This is a genomic window from Legionella erythra (assembly GCF_001467615.1).
Lineage (GTDB): Bacteria > Pseudomonadota > Gammaproteobacteria > Legionellales > Legionellaceae > Legionella_C > Legionella_C erythra.
Genome location: NZ_LNYA01000024.1, coordinates 46,863 through 72,799 on the forward strand (window position 1 = coordinate 46,863; position 25,937 = coordinate 72,799).

Genomic DNA, 25,937 nt, shown 5'->3' on the forward strand with positions numbered 1-25,937 from the left:
TGAATTACGAATTAAATTAATCTTGAATTGAGCACAGATTTTTCAATTTCACCTCGATCTGCCCCCTCTCCCGCGATAGGAACATTGCTAGTGTGTGACCGGCACATAGGTAACAAAGATGCCTGGTCACATCGGTAACACTACTTTATCATAATTTATTAACTTTGAGAGTTTTTTCGTCAAATAGAGCTAATGGCAAAAAAGAGAAGTGCAAAAGCCATTCTGTTTCGCTATGAACCTTCATTCCGATAGTTTCTCCAATAAGCGTTTCGGATACAAAAAGCTCCTTTCCTCGCCATTTCATTGTGCCATTCGTTCTAATTTTTCTAGTTATATCAAAATCATTACCGTATTGAACATCTGGTATTTTAGACGGAAATTCTCGAGTAGAGTGTGTATATAACCAAGCAGGTCGGTTAAAATTCAATGCTTCATGGGGCCTTTGTTCGTTAAATTCGGTTCTAAACGCATTAAAGCGCTGCTGTTGTTGCACTTGATTGTACTGCGGTGGTGACGCTGTTTCTTTTTTGAGTGTCAGATGCATTCGTTCATGGCGGCCATTTTCTTCAGGATGCCCTTTGCGTATCCGTTCAGGAACAACACCCAATTTGATTAACCAAACAGAAAGCTCCGATAACCCCGCTACAGCATGACTTGCAAATGGAACACCATTATCACTTCTAATAGCCAAAGGTAAGCCATACTCAACAAATAAATAAGTAAGTGTTTTTTTTACTTCTGCACCAGAAATTTGTTTAGAACCTTCAACTGCTAACAAGTAACGACTGAAATTATCAGTCACCGTCAACGGATAGCATAATTGCTTATCACCGAGTAAAAATTGACCCTTATAATCAATGCTCCATGAATCATTCGATTGACCGCACAAAACAAACGGTTGAGTATAAGGTGTTACGCTTCTTTTTCTTTTGGTTTGAGTTACTAAACCATGACGTTTTAATAAATCATCAATAGTACTTTTTGCAGGCCATAATACGTCGCTTTTTTCTTGTTGTAGCCAATTCTTTATCTTTTTAGATCCCCAATTTGGATAGTGGCTCTTTACATCAAGGATACTTTGCTCAATATGCCTCGCCATTCTATTTGCTTGAACACGGGGCGCTTTTGAACGTTCTTTAAGACCATCAATTCCTTCTTCCTTGTATCGGTTGATATACTTATACCCCGTTTTACTACTGATATTAAAGCGTTCACATAATTCCAGAAATGTAGCTGCTTCTTTGTTTAGATAAGCAGATATAAATTTAACTTTTTCGTTCATAGGTTCAGTCTCTATCCAAGGCATCACAGACACTCCTTACTATTTGTCTGGATGCAGATTAACTGTTACCTATGTGTCCGGTCATTTTTGTTACCGATGTGACCGGGTCGGACCCACTAGCAAAGCTCTTATCGCGGGAGAGGGGGCAGGTCGAAGTAAAATTGAAAAATCTGTGCTCAATTCATAATTAAATCTTATTTAAAAAAACTTCAAGGACGTTGTCTAAATGCTTTTAGTGATAGGAGCACCAGCCAAACGCAGCACCATGGAGGGCATGGGGGCTGTGCTCAGAAAGAGATTGACGCTGTTATTTAGACTGGTATATGGTAAGTAAATGGACTTTAAATTTAACTTTAATCCACTTTGGACTCTGTTTAACGCATACACACCCCGGGAATTGTTATAGAAAGTATTTTATAAACGCATCAGGAGGTCACCATGGGAATTTTGGACTCCCTCATCAGCGCCGTCGTCAGTCCAGGCAGCGGACATGCCATCACCGGCGGACTGGGTTTACTGTTGGGCACCGGATTTGGCGCCTATCTCCACTCACTGAAAGCCAATTGCGAAAAGAAAAATTTAGTCCTGACTCTGGAACATCTCCCCAAAACCCATGCGGAAATCCTGAATGAAAACTGCAGGGAAATCATCGAGAGCATGCTGCAGGAACTGGATGCCCTGGACAAAGGCTGTGAATTACAGCTTCAGTTAGGCAGCACCCTGCATGAACACATTGACACCTTCTGCTATTTACGCCAACGACACGGCAGTGAATTTTTTCATATCCCCAAACTGCATGAGGGGGTTAAATCGCTGGATTTGAATCAGTCGTCCGCTTATGCCATTGAAAAAACCATTAATGAATATTTTGAAACCTACCTGAACGTTAACCGGCAGGTTATCAATTCAGAAAATCGCGCCGCTGCGGTGGCGGCTGTGCAAATCATGCGCAACACCTCCATCATTCTTGTGCAGATGATGAAATCATTGGCGAGTTTACCGGGTTATGAAAATGAACTACGCCTGCTAAAACTTAAAGAAATCATGAAGAATTTCTATACCAACATTCTTCATAACAAACTGCTGACCGGTAATTTCAATAAGAACCTGCACGAATACCTCATTACCACCACCAAACAGCGGGAAACACTGGCTTTGCGTGTACAAAGGCATTATGACCAGCTTATTGATCAATTAATTCTCGAACAACGCGATATCAGCATACAACAATTGGCTCAACAATCATCTATTCAGCTGCATGGCCTCACCAGTGCTTTTCTGGAATTGATTGCCCGTTTATTCGATAGCCAGGCCGGCAAGGAATTTACCGAAATCACGACCTATAAAATGGCTCAGGGGATGTTACGGGCTGATACGGCGCAAGCCACGGGTGCCCTGCCCTTTCCCGATAAAGGCATTTATACGCTGCTGAAACCGTTCGCCGTCATTGCAGAAAATTTAAATCAGTTAAGCCATCAGGAAGACTTGCTTTCCTTTGTCCAATATCAGGACATTTTCACCGAGCCTGCTCTGCTTAAGGCCATAGGCAACTGGAACCAGAAGTACCATTATCTGACCTTAACCGCCGAGGAACAGCAGCTTCTCGCTGAAGACCTGGCTATGATTTGCAAACTGCTGTTTGTCTGCCAGGCCCTTGAAAAAGATTTTTTTCAATCTGCAGTCAATTACGGTCACCGTGGTCTGCTCGGACGCGGCGAATATCATGCCAAACGCTTCATCATTTCTTTTTTTTACGAAGCGGCATTGCAACGCGTTGAACATTTTTTTACCCGCCATCCGGCATTCACGGCGCTGCTGCAACACATCAATGATCCCAAGTGGCTCGAAGCGCAAGGTATTCCGATCACAGGCCATGGCCAGTCCTTTGTTATCAAAACGGAAACCGCTTCGGATAAGAGCCTGATTAAACAGAATAAAGTAGTCACCAATTCCGTTTTTAGACGTTGTATTCAAATGCTCAACACCCTGCGGGTAAGAATGGATTATATCCACAATGCGTTTTTAGACAGGCATTACCTGGACGCACCGGCGGATCTGAGCGTTGAGCCTGTTTTGACGCCCGAAAACCGCGTTTATCAGTTTAATGTCGTGCGGTTGCTGGAAGAATTTGGTCTCGTGGATAGCTTAGGCATCAACCTGTCCAGTAAAACACCACCCAATCCATCCATCGATAAAAACCTGTTGACCGCCCTGCAATTGACTTATTTTCAAATCCAGCAAGCTGAGAAACTCCTGCTTGAGCTTTCTGGCAAACTGCGATTGCGCACTGTCTACAACCCGACCCGTTTGTCCCCCTCGTATCAGCTTCAATTTGAAGATAAACTGGTGGAGATTGATGCGCCCCTGTATGAATACTTAAGGGGCATTAATAATGTGCATTTTCGCTGGGTCGATGTCCCCCAAAATCGCCTGCTTAACTTGGTCACCCAGGAGCAGGAATTTCATTTTAACGAAACAAAAGGTGGTAATCTGGCCGCCTACGTAGGCTTGTATCAGCATTTAAATCGTCTTTATGACTTAACCAAGCAACACGTTGCAAGCCAAACCAATGAAGCCATCGAAGCATTTTTGAGTCGGCTGCACGATGTGCTCGCCAATCGGCAGGTAGTTATCGAGCATGTGACCCTTGAATCCGAAAACCTTAAACAACTGGCCGCCAACAACATTCGCCTGAAGTCGGAATACACCAAAAACCAGCAGCAGATCGAGGCATTAAGCCAGGATGTCAGGGTTTTGCATGCTCAGCTGGACAATACGCGCAGCACCATTGAGCAGCTAAAACAAAATACGGCAGCGAATCTCGCCTACATCGAAAAAATAGAAGCCATTAATGGCGATATTTATACTTTGCTGCTGGATGAATTTAAGGACAATATTCATGATCTCAATGAAATTAACCAGGATTTAAATGGCAAGCTGGACGAAATCCAGCAACTGCTGCGCGGCCAGCAGTCCAGTCAGGTTCAATTGGCAAGCGAGGAAATTTATACGCTGAAACAGAACATGCGAACCCGCATTGACATCATCCTGCAACGCTTTAATCGTTACGAGAAAAGCTTTGAATGCGCCAATGACGAAATCCGAAAGGCATTCAGCCGCCTTAAGAGCAATATTTCCCAGGAAAAACTAATCATCGACAAGCTGGAATCCCAGCTCAATCTGGCTTTAAGGCAATTGGAAGAACAACGGCAAAAAGCCCAGTTTTTTACCGCCAAACAAGGCCAGGTCAAAGTGATTGTCAGCGATTTTAAAACCCTGTTCGCCCATCTGGAAACCACGTTCCAGCCGCGGCTTCATTTTTTTAGTTCCTACCGCGGCATAAAAACCAGGAATTTAATGACGTTCATCGAGATCCTGCTCGCCAATCAGCGGCCTCTTAAAGCCAATATCGACAGTTACCGCAGCAAAATGGACTTTAACCGCACCATCGAGGAGTTGTTGAATCAAAGCCAGGTCATTAATTGTTATCATGGCGTGTTCAACAACAGCGTGTCTAAAAAGGTATTTAAGGACATCATTGAGCAGTTTCAACGCGGCACACTGGTACAAACATTAAAAACGCAAGGCATTGCCTACTATGATGCCAACATCAAGCTCAGTTATGACGGAGAACTGGTCTACAAAAATGAACGCATACCTTGCCCGGTGCAGCCTTAAGCCCGCGGCGTTTTGCGTTTAAAGCCAAGCGCATCCAGCCTTTCATCAATGGCTGGGTGCGTGGAAAACGCACTGCTTAACGATTTGACGGGATCAAAACTGGAGGGATCAAACAAATAAGAGGCCTGGCGTACCTGCTCATGGGGGGTATTGCCATATTCCTCATTATATTGCTCGGCGTGCTGCTCATGATCCTGGCTTATTTTCAATAACGCGCGGGCCATGGGTTCGTTATCACGCATGAGTTCCACTGCGCCTGAATCAGCCATGTACTCACGCGTGCGGCTTAAAAAGAGTGTGAGTAATACCGTCAGGATGGGCAAAACATAACGCAGAACCACAATAATGAGCACCAGACGGTTGTCACCTCGGCGATCGCGCCGGTAAATGACAGAATAAAACATTATATCAATAACAATCAGCAGGATATTGCTCAATATAGCAACCATTAAGGTTAATTTGATATCGAGGTGGCGGATATGGCTTAGCTCATGTGCCATAACCGCCTGCATTTCCGCCCGGTCCAATTTTTCCATCAAACCACGGGTAATAGCCACCATGGCTGATTTTTCACTGTAGCCGCTGGCAAAGGCATTCATGTAATTGGCCTCAATGATGAACACCTTGGGCATGTACTGTAAACCCGCCGACACTTTCATTTCCTCAACAACATTGTAGAGTTGCTTTTCCTGAAGATTCGCTGCCGTTTCGGGCGTAATTTCACGGTATTCCGTTCCCATCAGCATGATGCGATCATAAAGCGCATAGGCTGCAAAAAGAGAAATAATAGCCACCGCCCCCATGATTAAGGTCGCATAGGGGACAGCCTTAAGCGTCAGCAGCGCACCCAGGCATTGCTCTAAAGACAGCCCCGGGTACGTGGATTGCAGGATGACAACATCCACTAACAGTCCCACGCCCACATAAATGGCAATGAACAATAGAATCACCGAGCGGGTTTTCCGCTGATTGCGCTTCAACTGCTCACGCCAGTTACCGGTCGTCGCGTGATAATCGGACAAGGCCATGACTTAACACTCAGAATTTGACGGTATAGGCTTCGTGCGATTTAATCTGCTCCTCAGGCAATGCCCAATACTCGAATTGCTTGTCGAGGGCTGCCGGGAAGAAATTAACCACCATGCCTTCAACAAAGGATTTCTTCTTGGCGTAATACCGTTCGATGCTGTCGTTGTAGGCTTGTTTGGCATAAGACAGTTTATTTTCGGTATTGACAATTTCTTCCTGGAGCTGCAGGACATTCTGATTGGCCTTCAAATCCGGGTATTGTTCGAAAACCACATTCAGACCGGAAGCGATTTGTGAAATACCATTCTCGGCAGCAATCCGGGCCTGCTCATCACCAGCTGCTTTAGCGGCCTGCGCCTGATTACGCAAGGCCACCACATCCTTGAGCGTGGTTTGCTCATAATCCATGTATTTTTTAACCGTCTCGATTAACGATTCGAAAACTTTAAAGCGGCGGTCAAGCTGGATATCAATCTGGCGTTTGTTATTATTAATGGCCTCAATCATGCCGATTAAGGCGTTGTAAATACCAATCACCCAAAACGCGATGACCACGACAATAACCAGAAGAACGATTAGGAATTTGCCCATCTTTAGGATTCCTTTAATTATTACTGTTCAATAAGTTATAGCTCGAAATCTTAGAAATTCAAATTTTCAAGTGCAGGCTAATCCGGTGATCGATGCATTTGCCAAATGCGTCTGGCTGCCTTAAAGCAGTGGCTTTAAGAATTTTCCAGTATAGGAATCAGGTGACGACGCAACCATTTCCGGCGTGCCGGCAGCAATGATTTGACCGCCCTTACTGCCGCCCTCAGGACCCAAATCGATAATCCAGTCGGCGGTTTTAATCACATCCAGATTATGTTCGATGATCACCACCGTATTGCCCTGCTCGCGCAATCGAAACAGCACCGCCAACAGTTGCCTGGTGTCATGGAAATGAAGGCCGGTGGTTGGTTCATCCAGAATATAAAGGGTACTGCCGGTATCACGTTTGGATAATTCCCTGGCCAGTTTGATTCGCTGGGCTTCACCGCCGGATAAGGTCGTCGCGCTCTGGCCAAGACGAATATAGGATAATCCGACATCGATCAACGTCTGGCATTTACGTGCCAATACGGGAATGGCATCAAAAAATTGCCGCGCATCTTCCACGGTTAAATCAAGAATTTCATGAATGTTTTTGCCTTTGTACTGAATTTCAAGCGTTTCACGGTTATAGCGCTTACCCTTACAGACATCGCAGGCGACATAAATATCCGGCAGAAAATGCATTTCCACCTTGATTAGACCATCACCCTGGCAGGCTTCACAGCGGCCACCCCGGACATTAAAACTGAACCGTCCCGGCTGGTACCCACGGGCGCGGGCTTCCGGGGTACCTGAAAATAATTCGCGAATGGGTGTAAACAGCCCGGTATAGGTCGCTGGATTGGAGCGTGGTGTACGGCCTATAGGACTTTGATCAATATCAATCACCTTGTCACAGTGTTCAAGCCCGGTGATTGACTCGATTGTGCAGGGGGTGAGGAGATTGGCGCGATTTAAGCGATTAGCGGCCAGGGGATAGAGCGTGTCATTAATTAAACTCGATTTGCCAGAACCCGATACCCCCGTGATGCAGGTGATTAACCCCACCGGGATGCTGGCATTTAAGCCTTTTAAGTTATTACAGGTGACCCCTTTTAAATGAATCATGCGCTTTTTGTCCATGGCTGTGCGCATGACTGGCACCGGAATGGATTCATCACCCGCCAGATAACGTCCGGTTAACGACGCAGGATTCGCCATGATGTCTTCAGGCCGGCCGCTCGCGACGATCGAACCGCCATGCACGCCCGCCCCAGGCCCCACATCCAGGACGTAATCTGCTGCACGAATGGCCTCTTCATCATGCTCGACCACAATAACCGTGTTGCCGAGATTACGCAGATGCAATAAAGTTTTCAGCAAACGATCATTGTCGCGTTGATGAAGACCGATGGAGGGTTCATCAAGAATGTACATCACCCCAACCAGCCCCGAACCAATCTGGCTGGCGAGCCGGATACGCTGTGCCTCGCCCCCGGACAGGGTTTCCGCACTCCGGGCCAGGGAAAGGTAATCAAGCCCTACATTCACCAGAAAGCCTAAGCGCTCGACTATTTCCTTGTTAATTTTAGCGGCGATTTCTCCCTTGTAGCCCTCCAGTTGCAAGCCCTTAAAAAACGCATAGGCATTTTCTATCGAATAAGCAGAAATCTCCGGCAGATTTTTATTATCCACAAACACATGACGTGCTTCTTCCCGCAAACGTGCGCCCTGGCAGGTCTGGCAGGGGCGTGAAGAAAGGTATTTGGCCAATTCCTCGCGTACCATGGACGATTCTGATTCATGGTAGCGGCGCTGCATGTTAGGGATAATGCCCTCAAAAGCATGCCGTCTTGACAGAAAATCACCATGCGGGCGCTGATAGCGAAACTCAATGACCTCGCTGCCGCTGCCATAGAGAATGATGTGCCGTATTTTCTCCGGCAAATCGATAAACGCGGTTTCCACATCAAAGCCATAATGCTGCGCCAGGGATTCCAGCATGGGAAAATAATACGTGGTTTTCCTGTCCCAACCGCGAATGGCCCCGTCCGCCAGGCTTAAGGTCCCATCATGGACCACTCGTTCAGGGTCAAAATACTGATCCACGCCGAGGCCGTCGCAATCGGGACAGGCCCCCATGGGGTTATTAAATGAAAACAGCCGTGGTTCGAGTTCGCTTAAACTGTAGCCGCATTCCGGGCAGGCAAATTTGGAAGAAAACACCATTTCCGTAAAATCGTTATCGAGCGAGGCGACAACGGCAATGCCATCAGCCAGATTAAGCGCATTTTCAAACGACTCACTAAGGCGTTGCGCGATATCTTCCCGCACCTTGAAACGGTCGACCACGACATCAATGCTGTGTTTTTGCCGCAAAGCCAGTTTCGGCGGATCGTCAAGCTCGCACAACTCACCGTCAATGCGGGCGCGGACATAACCCTGGGCCTGCAGTTGCTGAAGCAGTTGCAGGTGCTCCCCCTTCCGTTCACGAACCACCGGCGCCAGAATCATGGCTTTGCTGTCTGCCGGCATCGCCAGGACCTGATCCACCATCTGACTGACCGTTTGGGCATGCAGGCTTATCTGATGCGTGGGGCAACGCGGCTCCCCCACCCGCGCAAACAAAAGGCGCAGGTAGTCGTAAATCTCGGTGATGGTGCCCACCGTCGAGCGGGGATTATGCGACGTGGCTTTTTGTTCAATGGAAATGGCTGGCGACAAACCCTCGATGGCATCCACATCCGGCTTTTCCATCATGGATAAAAATTGGCGGGCATAAGCGGAAAGCGATTCCACGTAACGGCGTTGGCCTTCGGCATAAAGCGTATCAAAGGCTAACGAGGATTTGCCTGAACCTGACAAGCCGGTAATGACCGTGAGCTTATCCCGGGGAATGGTCACGTCAATGTTTTTGAGGTTGTGGGTTCTCGCGCCGCGAATGGTGATGGAATGCATGGAATGGCCGGATTAGTTTCAAAAAAATACAAATTATATCTCTGCTATAATTCTTAAACCAATGGTTATTTTGCCAATAGCAGTTAATTATTAACCAGGATCGCTGTCATTGATACAAGGAAGCCATCGTGAAGAGTAGCCTATTGCGCAATTTTTTTCTACTATTCCTTCTGTCCATTCCCTGTTTTTCCTCTGCGGATGCCCAAGATGATGAGGTCGCCGCCTGGGCACAAACCGTCTTGCTCAACACCCTAAGCCTTGAATATGGCAGTTACGAAGCCGATATCGAAGCCAATCGTATCAATTACACGCAAAATGCCCGAGATGCCCTGCGCGGCTTCCTCGGCAATTATCTTTCCGTGATTGAAGAAAACCAGCTTTCTCTGCATCCGCAGGCTTTGGGGAATGCCCAAATTGTTAATGAAGGGTATTTTTCCGGCATTCATTTCTGGCGGATTAATCAGGCCATTGCCATCCCGGAACTGAATATTCAAATCTTCTTTTCCATCGTTGTGATCAAAGTCAATGGCAATCCCCCCTACCTGGTGCAAAGCGTCAGCATGGTGAAGCAGCCTTATCCATGATATCAATGGTGTTGGAGCCTGGCTAAAAAATGGTATACTGGGGCAATAGCCCTTTCCCCAGTTGATCCACTATGCGCGCATTCAGCCATTTCATTGTTAGCACCCTGTTCATGCTGTCTGTGGGTTTCGCCCATGCGGAAACCAACCTGAAAGGGATTGAACAAACGTTAAGCGACTCCGTTATTACGGCCAAGATTACCGCCAAATTCACCAAAAACCGCGATCTGAATCCTTTAAAAATTTCAGTGACCACCCGCGATGGCGTGGTGACCTTAACCGGCCATGTAAATGATCGGGAAGCCTTCGTTAACGCCCTGCGTCTTACCAAAAATACCAAAGGCGTTAAATCGGTTGAAATTGAACAGTTAATCATCCAGCCCGTCAACACCTCGTTTACCGATGCATACATTACCGCCAAAGTCGAGGCAGCCATACTCAAAGCCAAGGTATTTGATGACGAATCCATTCCCTTAGTGGGGATCAATGCCACGACGACGAATGGCGCAGTAACCTTATCGGGCCGGGTAAAAACTAATAAATCGATTATCGCCATTGTCAAACGGGTCAATGCGGTTAAGGGCGTAAAAAAAATTATTTCCAACCTGGAAATCAACAAGGAAGGCTAGACTCATTGTAGGACACAAGGGCATGAAACCAATAACCCGCTTTCGTATTTTTCTTTGGCAGTTCAGTCATTTCAAGGTGCCTCTAATTGGTTATTTAAAGCCTAAGCTTTTAACCATCGATGATGAGCAGGTCGTCGTTAAACTGCCTTTGACCCGCCGCAGTAAAAACCATCTGCACTCCATGTATTTTGGGGCATTGGCTGTGGGGGCCGATTTAGCTGGCGGCCTGCATGGTTTTTATTATGCTGAAAAAAGCAACGTGAAAATCTCGCTGGTCTTCAAATCCTTTCAGGCGCAGTTTATCAAACGGCCGGAAGCGGATGTTTATTTTGTCTGCAACCAGGGGGCCATGGTCAGGCAAATGATTGCTGAGTCGCAACAGCGCGGTGAGCGCATCAATAAACCGCTTCCTATTCAAGCGTTTATTCATTATGACAGAGAACCGGAAGAAGTCGCGAATTTTATCCTGGAACTGTCGCTTAAAGTGATTGGTTGAGACCACGGGATGGCCGATAAAAAACCGCTGCTGTGGTTCGCCTTGGCTACCGGGTTAATGCTTGTCTATGGACTTATTTTTGCGATGCAGTTTAACAAATGCATACGCCTTGATATTTCCGCGTTTTATTCAACTGCCCAGGCCCTGTCCCAGGGGCTTGACCCTTATCAGAATTTTATTCCGGATTATTTGCCTCACGCAAAAAAGCTGCCCGCCAATCTTAACCCGCCGATTTTTTTAATCCTGTTCAAGCCCTTTTCACAACTTCGTTATGAGTATGCTGTCCCCGCCTGGTCACTGTTTACTTTCATGTTGGGCATCCTGGGCGCCTGGCTCACCATCAGGCTTGCTTTTCCGAAGGCATTTGTAAAAACACACGGCCCCCTGCTGCTGGCTATTTACCTGTTATTATTCAGTACACTCATGGACACAGCCATTGTTCAGCTGGGATCCGTAATTTTTTTCATGGTCATGGCTGGCTATTCAAGCTATACCCAGCGTCACGATTTGCTGGCAGGTTGCTTATGGGGATGTATCACGGCCATTAAGCTATTTCCGGGTTTACTGTTTGTTTTTGCTCTTACACAACAACGGTATAGGGTCTGTTTAGCCATGGCCTTGAGTTTTATTATCCTCTGGCTCATTCCCTTGCTGACCCATGGGACCCTCCTTTATGAGCAATATTTTACCATGATGAAGCGGGTATTATGGTATGGCGACAGTTGGAACGCGTCCCTCCATGGCTATCTATACCGATTCTTTATTGATAACACCCACCCCAAACCGGCGGTTTTGCTGCTGACGAAAAGCCTCTCACTGCTTCTTTTCGTGCTCATTTTTTACAGATACTGCAAAGCCATGAAACCGCAGGATCAGTTAATCAACCCGCACTACGCGTTCTGTTTAACCCTGCTGCTCATGCTGTTGTTAAGCCCGTTTGGCTGGCTATATTATTTTTCCCTGTTGTTGCTGCCCTTAGCCTTAAGCTGGCAAGTTCTGATTTCAGTTCGGGATATCCCGCCGCATCTCACGGCTTTATGGTTTTTGGCGTTTTTTTTAGTTAACGTCCCCATGGATTATGTGATGTTTACCAAAATGCCTGATCTAGCGAGCAGAATGACGTGGTATTCCCTCTTTTTTTATGGCCTGGTGTTATTGCTTTATGTTGTGACGCGCCTGTTGGGTCAAACTTACCCGAAGGCCGACAATAGCCTGGCTAAAATGCGCGAGTTAGCACCGGCATTTTTTATCATCATGGCCCCCGGGGCGGTCGTTCCTGTATTCTTTTATGGATTAAGCCTGCTTCACAGGCTTAGCTAGCCTGGATTACTGAAATAAAAACTGTTCTTACCTTCGCTTTTAACCTTGTACAATGCAGCATCGGCTTTCTGCAATAAGGCTTCAGCCGACGTGGCGGCAAAAGGGTAAACAGCAATACCGATACTCACCGAGACCTCCACATTAATACCGTCAATAACCACTGGGTGGGGAATGGAGTCAATTAACCGTTTCGCCAACAGGGAAAGAGCAGAATAGGAGCTAAAATCGGTCACAATCAATAAAAATTCATCGCCGGCAAGGCGCGCCAGATAATCGTGAGCACGGATCGATTGTTTAAAACATTGACTGACGGCGACAAGCAGTTGATCACCGACATGATGACCGTAGGTATCGTTTACCTCTTTGAAGTCATCCAGATCCAGGAACATGAGGCCAACTTCACTTTTATTGCGCATGGCTCGGCTGATACATAAGTCTAGCATGTCCATGCAAGCCCGACGATTGGGTAATTTGGTCAGCTCATCATGCAGGGCTAAATGCTGAAGTTGGGAGTAAGCCATTTTTCGTTCTACTGCAAGGCTCATCTGCGCCGCCAGCAAATCTATCATATCCAAATCTTCAACGGGTTCCGCATGCTTTTCGTCACTTAAAAACTCAAATACCGCATAAATCTCATCCGCGACTATAATAGGAAAAGCCAGGGCGCCGCTGAATTTAAAATGAGCGCAGTGCCCCTGTTCAAGGGAGAATGGGTTAGCGGTTGAAGCAGGCAGCCAGATCGCTTTTTTTCCTTGCCAGACCTGACCTGCAATGCCTTCTTGTTTATTTACTTCAAGGGTCTTAAGGGACACACTGCAGGCATCCTCTTGTCCTTTTGCCGGCTGATGCCAGACTGTATCGGCATGAAGACGGTCGCCGTCACTATTCAAATAATAAACAATACCCACCGCAAAACGAATAGCCTGGCTGATTGTCGCTGCACAAAATTTGAAGGCGTCCTGAATAGTGTCTGTCATCAGAATAGTGCGCGTCGTCTTGAAAATGAGATCCAGTTCCAGATTTTTAAGCGATAATTTCTCCTGCGTAAATTTCAACGCGGTAATATCAATATGAGTCCCAACCACCCGGCGGATTTTGTCATCGGGATCAACAATGCCCTGTCCGCGGCAGAGAATCCACAACGGTTTGCCGTTGCGATGACGATAACGGACCTCCTGGTGAAGAGGGTATTTGCCTTTGGACACGATGTGTTTTTTGAGATTGCTCTCAAGCAGTTTAAAATCCTCAGGAAAGGCATGGTCACGGAAAAAATCCAGCGTTGGCGTATAATTGCCGCGCTCATAACCCAACGATCGCAGCAATTTACTGGACAAAATGCACTCTTTTGTTTCAAGATTAATATCCCACCAACCATCGGTGGTTTCATCGAGGATAAGGTCATAAATGGCCTTGTTTTCCTGAAAGAGATTCTCGCTGTATTTCTTCGACGCCAATTCCTCCTGCAGGGCTTTGATGTTGGAAATATCACGAAAACTGAACAGATAGCCGATGATCTCATTATCAGAACCAATAAATGGGCTGACTTTCAGCATCATCCGGCTGGTGGAATCAAATTGATTCATCAAATCCAACTCGAGGTTGTTGATAACACCGGTGGCAGTAATCCGGTTCATGATGTTTTTTTCAAGCATGGTGTTTTTAATATTCAATACATCAAAAATGGATTGACCTATCAGATTTTTCTTACGGATAAACCCCAGGGTACGCATAAACGTCTGGTTGCATTCAACCACCCGGCAGGTGCGATCCACAAACAGGTAGAGATCGGGTGAATTATCATAAATCCGTTGATACCTTGACTCCACTTCCAGCAATCGCCGGCTTTTGTCGGTAATGGAGGTTTTTAACTGCGTATTGTCCATGACCACTTTATTGCGCAACAAATTAACCAAAGACAGCAACACGGTGATGGCTAATCCCAGCAAAATAGTAATAATGGGTAGCCAGGGCCTGTTTTCTGCAACATAACGCGGCGAAGGCCACAGCTTAAAAACGAGAGGGTTTGTTAAAAAATCGAGTTGCAGGAGCTCGGTATACGCCCAACGATGGATAAACGCGGGGCTTCCCCTATTAAACTGGGTAAACAGAGCCACGGGGCCGTAATGAACCGCTAGGCCGGTGAGCTCGGAATCGGCACGCTTAACCGCGCCCGACACAATGCGTTGCAGATTATAAAGCATCCATCCGGGCCGCCCCTCATGATGAGCAAAACACAGATAAGGCACACCGCCACTGGCTTCATGCTCAACCACCGTAATGGTCATCCCCTGGGTTTTGAACCCTTTCTGACAAAGGCTGATTAAACGCAGCACATTCTTTTTAGTCAGGTCATCCATCCTGCCGTGCTGATAAATGACATCCTGTCCCCAGGCAATGACTGCGAGCGTCGACAAGTCGTTTAAATAATTAGCCGCGTCCTCATGGATGGCTTTATCATTTAGCCCATGGTCCAATCGGGAAAAAAATCGTCGGGTAGCCCAAAAACTGTCGTGCAGGCTGACTTCAATTTCCTTGGCGATAAGCTGCGTATCCGCTGCAATTTTTCGCCGCAGCTGCACTGCCGCATCATTTAAAAAATTCTGCCAGAGTAAAATGAAAAACAAAAACCCGGTCACCAGAATCGCCATGGTCTGAGCCATGCCATGGCTTGAATAAAATTTATAGTAACGGTAGTAAAAAATGATCGATAAAGACAGGCTAAGCAAGGTAAAACACAAGGCAGACTGAGCCACCATGCCGGGATAACCTGCCCAGTTGTAAATGATTTCGATGTCAAGCACATAACCTAAAAGGGCCGCGAGCCCCAGACACAACACGAGGGCGACAAGCACCAATTGCAGTAATTTGGCCCATGTTTTTTTAACCAAACAGTACAGGAGAATGGCCGCATTCAGCAACACGATGCAGAATGCGGTATTAGGCCCCATGCGAATGGGATACCCCTTGTCAATGGCGGTTTGCGGAATAAGAAGCCAATAATCAAGACCAAGATCCCAGCCGCTTGTGTATTCAAAAAGCGTAAAAACACCGATTAGACCAGACAAGAGGCTTAAAAGAATCGCCAGGCGTTTTTTAAGTGCGAGTGCAAATACAGCGGAGGCAATGAGTACAATGGAAAGTGCTGTATTGAAACGCATGACGGTGGAGTTCGTGCCAAGCGTTGAAAATTGCGGCACTCCTGTTATCCAGCCAATCATCACCACAGCCGCAATCAAATAGGCCACGGCTGCCAACGCATAGCAAAAAAAATATCGCTTTGACCTCAATCCATTCACCGTCAAAACAGCATCCTTAAAGGGAATGATAATATCCGTTCGCTTCCAGGTAAGTATAGCCGCACGGGAAGCACTTAATTTCTCTTGTACATCATAGCAATAACAATGCCAGCTGTTGTCTGATTCTAATCACAGCATTTGACAATTAGGGACGTGAAGTCTAACGTTTTAATAACCAACCCACTGTTTTTCAATAATTTAAACAATGATTGATCTTTGTATCAACACACAACCCGATGATGAGAGCTGCGGCCCCACCAGTCTGCAAGCCATTTATCGTTTTTATGGGCTGGATATTCCACTTGATCAGGTTATCCAGGGCGTGGAGCGTTCGCATTCCGGCGGGACCTTGGCGCCCATGCTTGGCAAACACGCGCTCATGCACGGCTTCGACACCATTATTTATATTAATAACCTCAATATTTTTGACCCCACCTGGTTTGAACAGGGTGAGGCCAAGAGCACACTCCTATTGCAGAAATTAAATACCCAGATGCGCTACAAACGCACAGCGGGTGTCTTGCAGGCCAGTAAAGCCTACATGGAATATGTGTCCTTGGGGGGCATTCTGCGTTTCCGCACCTTGAGTGTCCAGCTCCTCAAAGATTATTTTAAACAGGGCATTCCGATTTTGACCGGATTGAGCGCCACTTATTTATACCGCAGCGCCAGAGAACGCTATACGAGTAAAGGGGAAGCCTATTACGATGATATTCGCGGGACGCCATGCGGTCATTTTGTCGTCCTCTGTGGTTACGATGCTAAAAAAAGGCTTATTGTGGTCGCCGATCCGCACCGTGAAAATCCGCTCTCACATGATAATTATTACAAGGTGAGCAGCCATCGCTTGATTAACGCCATCATGCTTGGTGTACTGACCTATGATGCCAATTTACTTATAATTCAACCAAAGAGCACCCAATGCAAACTATAATCGTTACGGATGACCCTGACAGTTGGGAATTTTTAAGTCCCCTTGCAGCCATCGTTCACGCGTCGGAATATCTTTCCAGCGAAAATTTTCTGCAAAACCGTTCCCTGCGCGTCATTAATCTCTGCCAATCCTATCAGCATCAAACCATTGGCTATTATGTATCCCTTCTGGCGCATGCACGGGATCACAAGGCGATTCCTTCCGTTCATAGCATTCAGGATGTGATGAACACCAGTTTGTCAAAATTGATATCGCAGGAAGTGGATGAGGAAATCCAGCACAGCCTGCAGGATATTAAAGGAACCGAATTTATCTTCAGTCTCTATTTTGGACAAAACATGGCCAAATGCCATGCGGATCTGGCGAGAAAACTGCACGGCCTGTTTCCCTTGCCACTTATTCGCTTTACGCTGGAAAAGCGTAAACAATGGCGGATTAAAAACCTGCAGCCCTTGTCTTTAAGCGGAGTTCCGGCCCACCATCGCGATTTTATGCGCCAGGCCGCGGAAAGTTACCTGTCAAAAAAACGGTTCCATCAATGGCGTAAAAAACAACGCTATCATGATCTGGCCATTTTGGTTGATCCCAGCGAACCCAATGCCCCATCCAACAAAAAAGCACTGGATTTCTTTGCCAATACCGGCGAAGACATGGGGCTTAATGTCGATTTCATTGAAAAAAGCGACAGTAAATCGATTGCCGAATACGATGCCTTGTTTATTCGAGCCACCACCTCGGTGAACCACTATACTTACCGAATGGCCCGCCGCGCCGCACAGGAAAATATCGTGGTTATTGATGATCCGCAATCAATTATTAAATGCAGTAATAAGGTCTACCTTGCCGAATTGATGCGAAGCCATCAAATCCTCACACCAGAAACCACCTTTATCAGCAAATACGACAAGGAACTGCCGCCCATTGAATTCCCCTGCGTTTTAAAACGCCCGGATAGCGCTTTTTCGCATGGGGTCATCAAACTCGATGATTTTAAATCCTTACAAAAATCCCTGAATCAGTTTTTTAAAAGCTCGGATCTGGTGCTGATTCAGCGGTTTATTCCGACCGAATTCGACTGGCGCATTGGCGTACTCGATAATAAGCCGATTTTTGCCTGCCGTTATTTTATGGCTCGGGATCACTGGCAAATTTATAATTGGGATGCTTTGGGCGATAAAACACAGGGCAATATCGATGTGCAGGGCAATTTTGCCATTCAGGGTAATCATGAAACCATTCCTATTACCGATGTTCCAGACGGGGTGATAAAAACCGCCTTAAAAACCACCCGGCTTATTGGTGACGGTCTCTACGGCGTTGACATTAAAAGTCAGGGCGATAAACACTATGTTATCGAAGTCAATGATAACCCCAATATCGATTTTGGCATTGAAGATCAGATACTGGGTGAAAACCTTTATCAGCAAATCATGACCGTCTTTTTACAACGCATTCGCAGGAAGCACGGCTATGGGTAATTATTCGCTTTTTTCCGTTATTGGGCTTGAAATTGAATACATGCTGGCGGATAAAACCACCTTAAACGTGCGGCCGCAAAGCGATACCATTCTGCAAGCCTTGGCCGGGGGTGAACTGACCAATGAAGTGGCTTTGGGACATATTGCCGTCAGCAATGAACTGGTGATGCATGTGCTGGAATTAAAAAACAATGGCCCCGCACCTGTTTCGCCTGACCTGGTGACTCATTTTCAGGCGGCCATTCAACACTTACAGCCGCTGCTGGACGAACACCAACTGATGTTGTTGCCTACCGGCGCGCACCCCTGGATGAACCCCACTGTGGAAACCCAACGCTGGCCACATGGGAATCGCGAGATTTATCAGCAATACGATCAGATTTTTAACTGCCACGGTCATGGCTGGGCCAACCTGCAAAGCATGCATGTCAACCTGCCCTTTGCCAATCAGGACGAATTTAACCTGCTGCACAACAGCATCCGCCTGTTATTGCCTCTCCTGCCGTCATTAGCTGCAAGCACGCCTTTCCTTGACGGCAAACCCACTGGCATGCAGGATAGCCGCCTGTATTTTTATGATAAAAACCAGCAGAAAATACCGGAAATTACCGGGCTTGTGGTTCCTGAATTTGTCCGCTCTGAAGCCCATTACCGGCGGGACATTCTTACCCCCATGTACGAGGCTATTCGCCCCCATGATCCCAAAGGCATTCTTCAACACGAGTGGTTGAATTCCCGCGGCGCCATTCCCAAATTTGAGTATGGCGCCATTGAAATCCGCATTCTTGATTCCCAGGAATGCGTTCAGGCCGATTACGCGATTGCCAGCGCCATTGTGGCCATCCTGAAACACTGGATAAGCCATTCGCATTATTTTCTGGATAATCCCTGCGACACCGCGGTGTTGGCCGCGCTTTACCAGCAAAGCCTTCATGATGGCCTTGAGACGCCGGTGGAAAGCAGTGAATTGGGCAGGCAATGGCAGTTATCACGCGGGGTTAAAACCTGCCGCGATGCCTGGGCCTTGTTGATTGAACGCATCAGCACCGAACTGGATCACGCATGCCAGACGGCTTTGGAAACAATATTAAGTCAGGGGAATCTAAGCCAGCGACTTGTACGTGCCTGCGGTCAGGATTTTAGTCATCATACCTTGATGCGCCTATACCGCCAGCTGGGAGATTGTTTATTAACTAACCAACAATTGCATGCACTATGAAACCAATCGCCGTGGTTTTAAGTTGTGAACATGCCGTTAACCATGTCCCTGAGGAATACAGGCCGCATTTTACGGCACACGAGCATTTGCTCAACTCGCATCGGGGCATTGACTTTGGCGCCGAGGCCATTGCCAGCTACCTGCGCGATGCACTGGCCTGCGAACTGGTTTCAGCCAAAGCCACGCGTTTATTAATCGATTGTAACCGCAGCCTGCATCACCGTCATTGCTTCTCTGAAATCACTTACCCCCTGCCAAGCCATGAAAAAGAATTGATACGTCAACGTTACTACCTGCCTTTTCGACAGGACGTTGAGGCGCGGATTCATGCTCATTTACAAGCGGGGAAACAAGTATGGCATTTGTCCGTACATAGCTTTACGCCCGTTCTGAACGACATGACGCGTAATACGGAAATTGGGTTATTGTATGATCCCAAACGCTTGCTTGAACGAAATCTGGCAAGGCATTGGCAACAACAGATTAAACGCCTCGACCGAAACCTGCGGGTGCGCCTGAATTACCCTTACCGCGGCGTCAGCGACGGCTTTGCCGCCTCCTTGCGTAAAAAATATACCGCAGAGGATTACCTTGGCCTGGAAATCGAAAGTAATCAGGCCCTGGTTAATGAAAATCACGCTATTGCCCATTTGGCCTGCGTGCTTTCAGCCAGTCTTAAAGTCATGCTCGACAATTGGCAATCCATGGGCCAGCAACCACTCCCGCAAACCATCCAGGGGGATTAGTTTAACTCGCAAGTCACCGGACCATTGTCCAGTTGCAAGGCATTGCCCCCTGAATCCGTCATGAATTGCCCCGTATAGCCGGACTGGTTTGCCGCCTTCTGAGCCGAAATAAACAGACGGGGACGGCTGCTATCATCGCGGTCAACCGCCATTAACAGCAGGTTATTATCGCGTAAACTGTAAAGACTAACCGTAATGGGTTAGTCGAAATCAATGGACGGCTTGGCTCCCCTCTTTTACGTTACGGTAAAAGCTACCCGCTCATTGAGGCCCTGAAGCACGCATTCCATAGTCCTGGCACTTCCCAACACCGGAAAAGCAAGTAACATCATGCAGCCAACCCATCCTTTTTTCATCGCCTGTAGTCCTTATCTTATGGTTTTTTTCGTGAGCTGCCTCGCCTTGAGGGGAAGAATGAGTTTAATACTTTTCGCCAGATATCCCTCACCATCTGACGAAATAAGGTGTTTTTACTTAATTGCTCCAGCACCGACGGTTCCCGTGAATCGTTCTGGCTGACTTCCCCCTGGGCAGGTGCCGGTTCTGTGCCAAGCTTGTTTTTTCCAGCCCTTAAAATCGCCAGGGCCGATGGAGGGGATTGACGCTCACCGTAACGGGAAAACAAGCCCGATTGCTGGATAATCGTCTGGACCTCGGCGTCGGTCAGGGTGCCCATGCGCGACTCAGGCGCACGAATTAAGCATTGGATTAAGGGCGTGGGTTGACCATTGCCATCCAGTGCGCTCACCAGCGCCTCCCCTGTCCCCAGGGACGTTAACAATTGCTCTGTCGCATAGTAGGTTGACGGAGGAAAATTCTGCGCCACCAGTTTCATTGCCTGGCGGTCCTTGGCCGTGAAGGCACGCAGGGCATGCTGTATTTTTAATCCTAACTGACTTAAGACCGCATCCGGGATGTCATTGGGTGTCTGGGTGCAAAAGATAAGACCAATGCCTTTGGAGCGAATCAGCTTAACCATGGTCTCCAGTAAATTTAACAGGGCTTTACTGGCACGATTAAAAATAAGATGGGCTTCATCAATAAAAAGCACCAGTTTGGGTTTGGGGGGGTCGCCAAGTTCCGGGGATTGCCGGTAGACATCCGACAGCAATTTAATCATAAATGTCGAAAATAACAGGGGTTTGTCCTGCATGTCCATCAGGCGCAGAATGGAAACAATACCCTGCCCTTCGGCTGTCGTCCGGAATAAATCTGTAACCTCAAAGGCCGGCTCGCCAAAAAAATCGTCGCCGCCCTGCGCCTCCAGCTCAATGATTTTGCGCATGATAGAACCGACGGAGGTTGAGGAAACATTGCCGTAACGAGACGCCACATCGGCATTGCCCGCATCTGACTGCATGTATTGCAGGATGGCTTTAAAATCATTTAAATCATTAAGTGGCAGTTCACGGTCTTTGGCATATTCAAAAAGAATAGTAATAACCCCGGTTTGGGTCTCATTCACATCCAGCATGCGGGAAAACAGCAGCGCCCCAAAATCGCTGACTTTACCGCGAAGCGGCACACCCGAAACACCACGGTCGAGGGTAAAGAGTTCTACAGGGGACTGTCGTGGATGAAACCTGAGATTTAAAGAAAGGCTTCGTTTTTCTAAAAATTCATTGGGTTCGCCCGGCACAGCCAAACCAGAAACATCACCTTTGATATCCATAACCAGGCTTGGTACGCCCGCCTGCGATAACTGCTCGCACAGCACCTGAATGGTTTTGGTTTTACCGCTGCCGGTGGCGCCGGCAATGAGGCCATGGCGGTTAAGTGATTTTAATACCAGATTGACCGGCGCATCCTGAAGAAGGGTCTCATCAAGCATTATCCCGCCAAGCTCAAGGGCAGGGAATCCAGCCGCTTGATAAGGGGCACGCAGATCATCATACATGGCATCCATCCTTGTTAAACGCTTCATTCGTTATAATCATTGGCGCGTTAATGTGTGTATCAATTCCCCCGGAGAGGGCATCACCCTTTGGTCTGACAATCAGGACAAAGGCCATAAATATTGAGCGCATGGTCCGTCATTTTAAAATGAGCCTGCTTGGCAATCGCTTCCTGACGTTGTTCAATGATGTCATCAATAAATTCTTCTACCCGGCCGCATTTCACGCAGACCAGATGATCATGGTGCTCGCCCTGGCTCAATTCAAAAACGGAATGGCCGCCTTCAAAATTATGCCGGGAAACAAGACCCGCCGTCTCAAACTGGGTTAACACCCGATAAACCGTTGCCAGGCCGACATCTTCACCCATTTCAATCAAGGCCTTGTAAACATTTTCCGCGCTCATGTGATGGTCGCGGGATTGCTCGAGAATTTGTAAAACCTTGACACGGGGCATGGTTATTTTTAGTCCGGCATCTTTTAATTGCTGGCTCTCTTCCATTCGTTCTCCTACCTGGCTGATTGCTTTATTCCGCAGGTGTCTTTCTATTAATGACATGCTATTATGGCGAAATTTTTCAACACAGGCAAAAATTATGCGTTCCCGATTGTTTATTTTTACCGTATTGATTTCCCTGCTGATGTCCGGCTGTGCATCCTATGATTTTTCAAGGCGTATCGTGCAACAGGGGAATCTGTTGCCGCAGTCCAAAATTTCAAGATTGACGATAGGCATGAGCAAACAGGATGCCGCCACGCTCATGGGAACCAGCCTGTTGAGTCCGACCTTTAATAATAACCGCTGGGATTATGCCTACACCTGGCGCAAAGGCAGCAACGCCCCCATTGTACGCAATGTCAGTCTTTACTTTGCCAATGGTCGGCTAGTTCGAATTGAACATCATCCTTAACAGAAAGGGTTAGCTGCGGCGGTTCTTGCCGCCGGCGTTTTTTGCCCGCTCTCGCCGTTTTTGTTTGGGATCGAGCGCTAAGGGTCGATACACCTCAATGCGATCACCCTCTCTCAAAGGCGTCGTCAGCGTCACCGGTCTTGCAAAAACACCTAAGGGTAACTGCTGCGTTTCGGGGTATTCGTCATATAACTCAGACTGAGACAGCGCATCACCTACGCTAGCGCCGGCGGGTAGCGTCAGTTTTTCATGAAAAAAAGCCCCGTCTTCAGCCATGTAGATGATTTCGACATTAACCATACAACGACGCCGCCCGCTCACAAAAGGCATCCACCATTTTCTCTGTCACCTGCTCAAATACCGGGCCCAAGAACATGGAAAACATTCGGCCGGCAAATTCAAACTCGAGATCGAAGGAGATTCTGCAACCTTCCGGTGTTTCATCAAAACGCCAAAACCCTTCAAGATGACTAAACGGGCCATCCACCAGTCGGATTTCAATCATTTTATTTTTCTGAAGTCGGTTTCGGGTCGTAAAGGACTTGCTCATGCCGGCAGCGGAAATGACCAGCGTCGCCTGCACTTCGTCTTCATCGCGGTGATGCACCTGACTTTGAGCGCAATAGGGTAAAAACTCGGCATAATGTTCCACCTCATTGACCAGATTGAACATTTGCTCACAGCTGTATGGGATAACACGTGATTTTTTTACAATTGTCATCTCAAGCACCCCTGACCTGCTGTATAAGCCATTGCGATAAATCCACCACTTCATTGGCGCAAACACTGTGCTCCATGGGGTATTCGTGACTGGAAACAGCCGTAAACCCTTGCCGATCGAGCCATTTAATGGTTTCTTTCGTCCAAAGCGGCCAAACAATGGGGTCATACAAACCCGAAGCGATAAAAAGCGGGGTGGTTTTCGGTAATTGCGGTTGGCATTCTTTCGCGAGGGGAAGATAGGCCGACAGGGAAATGACGCCCCCAAGCGGCATGCCCATGCGCAACGCCGTATGCAAGGCCATCGCCCCGCCTTGTGAGAAACCGGCCAGATAAATCCGTTCACTGCTAAAACCCGCTGCCAGTTGCTGCTCAATCGCCGCAACGATCATTTTTTCCGAGGTCAAAATGCCTTCCCGATCTTCCCGGGCGGAGAAATCCATGGCCAGGATGTCGTACCATGCGCGCATAACCATGCCGCCATTGATGGTAACAGGCCGTACCGGCGCTTCCAGACAAACATGACGCAACATCAGATCATTGACCTGCAACTGCTCAGCAAGCCCTGCCATATCGTTAGCATCCGCGCCGAGGCCGTGCATCCAGATGACACAGGCCTGTGCCGGGTGTTTCGAGTCAATAAGAAACACAATTACCCCTAATTCAGCAAAAGGCAAATTATCACCAAAGAACTGGTGTATAGCAAGGTCGTTGCCTTTATCCTCGATAATTTTTAAAGCAGACGAAGGAAAACCATGGGCTATAGGGTTCTTCTTGTCGCCAGGCGATGAATTAATATTGTTCACAAATGAAATATAAGGTACAATATTGCTCAATTAATGGTCAAAATTTAATTTTTAGAGCGATATCTAATGCCTTTAGAACCTGCAGACCTGAAAAAATTTGAGGCGAACGTCCGCAAAGTTGTTCCCGGAGTAACCAGGCTCGATTTAAGTGAGTCGCAATGGCAGGATTTGGGTGAGCGTCTGGAAAAAACCAAACCCCTCACATTTAGCCGGGTGGTCCTGGCTTTAGCCAAAGTCACCTCGCAGCATCATAACCACGTCATCCAGCAGGTGAGCAGCAAACAGCCTTCACGCGCCTGTAAAAAAGAACCCGCCCCGGAAAAAACTTATACGTCTAAAAAACGCAAAATAGATAAAATCCTGAACCCCGAAGATAACCAGTTTGTCATGGAGAAGAAAAAACTGACCACCCCTTTAAAAAACACAGGGGTTACCGGCAAGGACTCTATCCAACCCGTGACGCCAAAGCATGGCTATACGTCTGAAGCGCTTACTCCCGGCGGCACCCGGGTCAGGCTTTTTTTCAGCAATACCCAAGGCAGCCTCTATAAAAAAGTAACCCCCATCGGTAACCACAGCAATCAAGGTAAAGTGGATCTGTCCAAAGCCAGAAAATGTCTTTTTAACGAACAACTGCCGAATACTCTCTATAAAGAACGGCCAAAAGCCCAGCATTTTGTGGCCACGCTCAATAAAATACTCCCCGAAGGCGAGAACCGCCTGTGCAGTCAAAAGCAATTAACCCAGGCGACGTGCAAGGATATTTTTATCGCTCATGGTGACGACGAAGCTAACACAGCTCACGGCAATCGATACCACTGGTCGCACCTTATCGCTCATTTTCTGGGCGGTGATCACAGCATTGACAATTTAATCCCTGCCACCCGTGAATGCAATCTCAGCATTCTGCAAATTGTTGAACGAGAGATTGCGGAACGATTAAAATCGGGCAGCTCTGCCATTTACATCACGGTGACGCCGCATTATGACCAGGATGAATCATTGATCCCGTCTGAGATAATTTATCGACTTGAATGGGTTAAAAACGACCAAATGGAATTTGCTCATGAAGAAATTCGCTTTAACCCGAGTTCCTATGGTTTCCCCAGTCGCTCCATGCGGGCCTCCATAGACCATCTGCGCGAACAGACACAAACAAAACAATCGCAAGAAAGCATGGAGTCTCAAGCGAGTAGCATAGCGCTTTTTTAAACGATTCTTTATAATCAAAGGTATTTACTCCCTTTGAGGTAATGATGAGACTGTTTCGACGCGGTATTATTCTGGCAGCGATGACTCTTCTTCTCATCGCTTGCGGGCAAAAAGGCCCGCTTTATCTTCCTGATAGCCCCCCGGACTCCTCAAAAGTCCGTTAACAGCGAGTCC

At 47.3% G+C, this 25,937-nt stretch carries 23 protein-coding genes; 12 read left to right on the plus strand and 11 right to left on the minus strand.

Annotated elements, in window-relative coordinates; all coding sequences use genetic code 11:
* Nucleotides 1-148: 148 nt before the first annotated feature.
* On the minus strand, nt 149-1,306 hold the full coding sequence (locus tag Lery_RS07020; RefSeq protein ID WP_058526556.1) for a DDE-type integrase/transposase/recombinase: 1,158 nt from the start codon (nt 1,304-1,306) through the stop codon (nt 149-151).
* A gap of 414 nt (nt 1,307-1,720) precedes the next feature.
* Between Lery_RS07020 and Lery_RS07025 the strand changes: the two genes are divergently transcribed.
* The gene (locus Lery_RS07025; protein ID WP_058526557.1) at nt 1,721-4,960 is read left to right on the plus strand and encodes a hypothetical protein; all 3,240 of its coding nucleotides are present in this window, start codon (nt 1,721-1,723) and stop codon (nt 4,958-4,960) included.
* On the opposite strand, the gene htpX is transcribed toward Lery_RS07025, so the two are convergent.
* The 3 genes from htpX to uvrA all read right to left on the minus strand — a co-directional run bounded on the left by htpX (nt 4,957) and on the right by uvrA (nt 9,520).
* Entirely contained in the window at nt 4,957-5,988 is a 1,032-nt protein-coding gene (gene htpX / locus Lery_RS07030; protein WP_058526558.1) for a zinc metalloprotease HtpX, read from the minus strand. The two genes, Lery_RS07025 and htpX, sit on opposite strands and share 4 nt — an antisense overlap.
* A 10-nt stretch (nt 5,989-5,998) precedes the next feature.
* The gene (locus tag Lery_RS07035; protein WP_058526559.1) at nt 5,999-6,580 is read right to left on the minus strand and encodes a LemA family protein; all 582 of its coding nucleotides are present in this window, start codon (nt 6,578-6,580) and stop codon (nt 5,999-6,001) included.
* A gap of 120 nt (nt 6,581-6,700) precedes the next feature.
* Nucleotides 6,701-9,520, minus strand: coding sequence for an excinuclease ABC subunit UvrA (uvrA, locus tag Lery_RS07040; protein WP_058526560.1), 2,820 nt, complete (start codon nt 9,518-9,520; stop codon nt 6,701-6,703).
* 128 nt (nt 9,521-9,648) lie between these two features.
* On the opposite strand from uvrA, the gene Lery_RS07045 reads away from it, so the two are divergent.
* The 4 genes from Lery_RS07045 to Lery_RS07060 all read left to right on the plus strand — a co-directional run bounded on the left by Lery_RS07045 (nt 9,649) and on the right by Lery_RS07060 (nt 12,546).
* Complete coding sequence (locus Lery_RS07045; RefSeq protein ID WP_058526561.1) at nt 9,649-10,104, plus strand: hypothetical protein; 456 nt, start codon at nt 9,649-9,651, stop codon at nt 10,102-10,104.
* Nucleotides 10,105-10,175: 71 nt separating this feature from the next.
* Entirely contained in the window at nt 10,176-10,730 is a 555-nt protein-coding gene (locus Lery_RS07050; protein WP_058526562.1) for a BON domain-containing protein, read from the plus strand.
* A gap of 22 nt (nt 10,731-10,752) precedes the next feature.
* Nucleotides 10,753-11,226 (plus strand): DUF4442 domain-containing protein, encoded by a 474-nt coding sequence (locus tag Lery_RS07055; protein ID WP_058526563.1) that lies wholly within the window; start codon nt 10,753-10,755, stop codon nt 11,224-11,226.
* Between the two features lie 9 nt (nt 11,227-11,235).
* Nucleotides 11,236-12,546 (plus strand): glycosyltransferase family 87 protein, encoded by a 1,311-nt coding sequence (locus tag Lery_RS07060; protein ID WP_058526564.1) that lies wholly within the window; start codon nt 11,236-11,238, stop codon nt 12,544-12,546.
* Here Lery_RS07060 and Lery_RS07065 read toward each other — a convergent pair.
* Nucleotides 12,543-15,833 carry a sensor domain-containing diguanylate cyclase gene (locus Lery_RS07065; protein WP_131751062.1) on the minus strand — a complete coding sequence of 1,097 codons (3,291 nt, stop codon included), beginning with the start codon at nt 15,831-15,833 and terminating at the stop codon, nt 12,543-12,545. The two genes, Lery_RS07060 and Lery_RS07065, sit on opposite strands and share 4 nt — an antisense overlap.
* Before the next feature lie 214 nt (nt 15,834-16,047).
* Between Lery_RS07065 and Lery_RS07070 the strand changes: the two genes are divergently transcribed.
* Genes Lery_RS07070 through Lery_RS07085 form a run of 4 tightly spaced genes read left to right on the plus strand, consistent with a single transcriptional unit; the run spans nt 16,048 to nt 20,219 of the window.
* Nucleotides 16,048-16,776 (plus strand): C39 family peptidase, encoded by a 729-nt coding sequence (locus Lery_RS07070; protein ID WP_058526566.1) that lies wholly within the window; start codon nt 16,048-16,050, stop codon nt 16,774-16,776.
* Complete coding sequence (locus Lery_RS07075; RefSeq protein WP_058526567.1) at nt 16,764-18,254, plus strand: RimK family protein; 1,491 nt, start codon at nt 16,764-16,766, stop codon at nt 18,252-18,254. Before Lery_RS07070 ends, Lery_RS07075 begins: the two co-directional genes overlap by 13 nt.
* The gene (locus Lery_RS07080) at nt 18,247-19,473 is read left to right on the plus strand and encodes a carboxylate-amine ligase (RefSeq protein WP_058526568.1); all 1,227 of its coding nucleotides are present in this window, start codon (nt 18,247-18,249) and stop codon (nt 19,471-19,473) included. Before Lery_RS07075 ends, Lery_RS07080 begins: the two co-directional genes overlap by 8 nt.
* Complete coding sequence (locus tag Lery_RS07085) at nt 19,470-20,219, plus strand: N-formylglutamate amidohydrolase (protein WP_058526569.1); 750 nt, start codon at nt 19,470-19,472, stop codon at nt 20,217-20,219. The genes Lery_RS07080 and Lery_RS07085 overlap by 4 nt, the downstream gene beginning before the upstream one ends.
* On the opposite strand, the gene Lery_RS15630 is transcribed toward Lery_RS07085, so the two are convergent.
* The 3 genes from Lery_RS15630 to fur form a co-directional block, all read right to left on the minus strand.
* Nucleotides 20,216-20,371, minus strand: a complete 156-nt coding sequence (locus Lery_RS15630; RefSeq protein WP_237759172.1) for a hypothetical protein — start codon at nt 20,369-20,371, stop codon at nt 20,216-20,218. The genes Lery_RS07085 and Lery_RS15630 overlap by 4 nt on opposite strands.
* A 221-nt stretch (nt 20,372-20,592) precedes the next feature.
* A complete protein-coding gene (locus Lery_RS07090) occupies nt 20,593-22,116 on the minus strand; it encodes a helicase HerA-like domain-containing protein (protein WP_058526570.1) in 1,524 nt (507 codons plus the stop codon).
* 80 nt (nt 22,117-22,196) lie between these two features.
* Entirely contained in the window at nt 22,197-22,616 is a 420-nt protein-coding gene (gene fur, locus Lery_RS07095; protein WP_058526571.1) for a ferric iron uptake transcriptional regulator, read from the minus strand.
* A 94-nt stretch (nt 22,617-22,710) separates the two neighbouring features.
* Here fur and Lery_RS07100 point away from each other — a divergent pair, with 94 nt between their 5' ends.
* Nucleotides 22,711-23,025 (plus strand): outer membrane protein assembly factor BamE, encoded by a 315-nt coding sequence (locus tag Lery_RS07100; protein WP_058526572.1) that lies wholly within the window; start codon nt 22,711-22,713, stop codon nt 23,023-23,025.
* 9 nt (nt 23,026-23,034) lie between these two features.
* Here Lery_RS07100 and Lery_RS15795 read toward each other — a convergent pair whose 3' ends face one another.
* From Lery_RS15795 to Lery_RS07115, 3 genes are read right to left on the minus strand one after another with little or no spacing between them, the layout of a single operon-like run.
* Nucleotides 23,035-23,325: an RnfH family protein gene (locus tag Lery_RS15795; protein WP_058526573.1), complete on the minus strand. Its 291-nt coding sequence runs from the start codon at nt 23,323-23,325 to the stop codon at nt 23,035-23,037.
* Nucleotides 23,318-23,746 carry a type II toxin-antitoxin system RatA family toxin gene (locus Lery_RS07110; RefSeq protein WP_058526574.1) on the minus strand — a complete coding sequence of 143 codons (429 nt, stop codon included), beginning with the start codon at nt 23,744-23,746 and terminating at the stop codon, nt 23,318-23,320. Before Lery_RS07110 ends, Lery_RS15795 begins: the two co-directional genes overlap by 8 nt.
* Nucleotide 23,747: 1 nt before the next feature.
* The gene (locus Lery_RS07115; protein WP_420324151.1) at nt 23,748-24,395 is read right to left on the minus strand and encodes an alpha/beta hydrolase; all 648 of its coding nucleotides are present in this window, start codon (nt 24,393-24,395) and stop codon (nt 23,748-23,750) included.
* 222 nt (nt 24,396-24,617) lie between these two features.
* On the opposite strand from Lery_RS07115, the gene Lery_RS07120 reads away from it, so the two are divergent.
* Together Lery_RS07120 and lptM are read left to right on the plus strand one after the other, a co-directional pair.
* On the plus strand, nt 24,618-25,763 hold the full coding sequence (locus Lery_RS07120; RefSeq protein ID WP_058526575.1) for a DNA/RNA non-specific endonuclease: 1,146 nt from the start codon (nt 24,618-24,620) through the stop codon (nt 25,761-25,763).
* Between the two features lie 44 nt (nt 25,764-25,807).
* Nucleotides 25,808-25,927: an LPS translocon maturation chaperone LptM gene (gene lptM, locus Lery_RS14975; RefSeq protein WP_272946891.1), complete on the plus strand. Its 120-nt coding sequence runs from the start codon at nt 25,808-25,810 to the stop codon at nt 25,925-25,927.
* Nucleotides 25,928-25,937 lie beyond the last annotated feature (10 nt).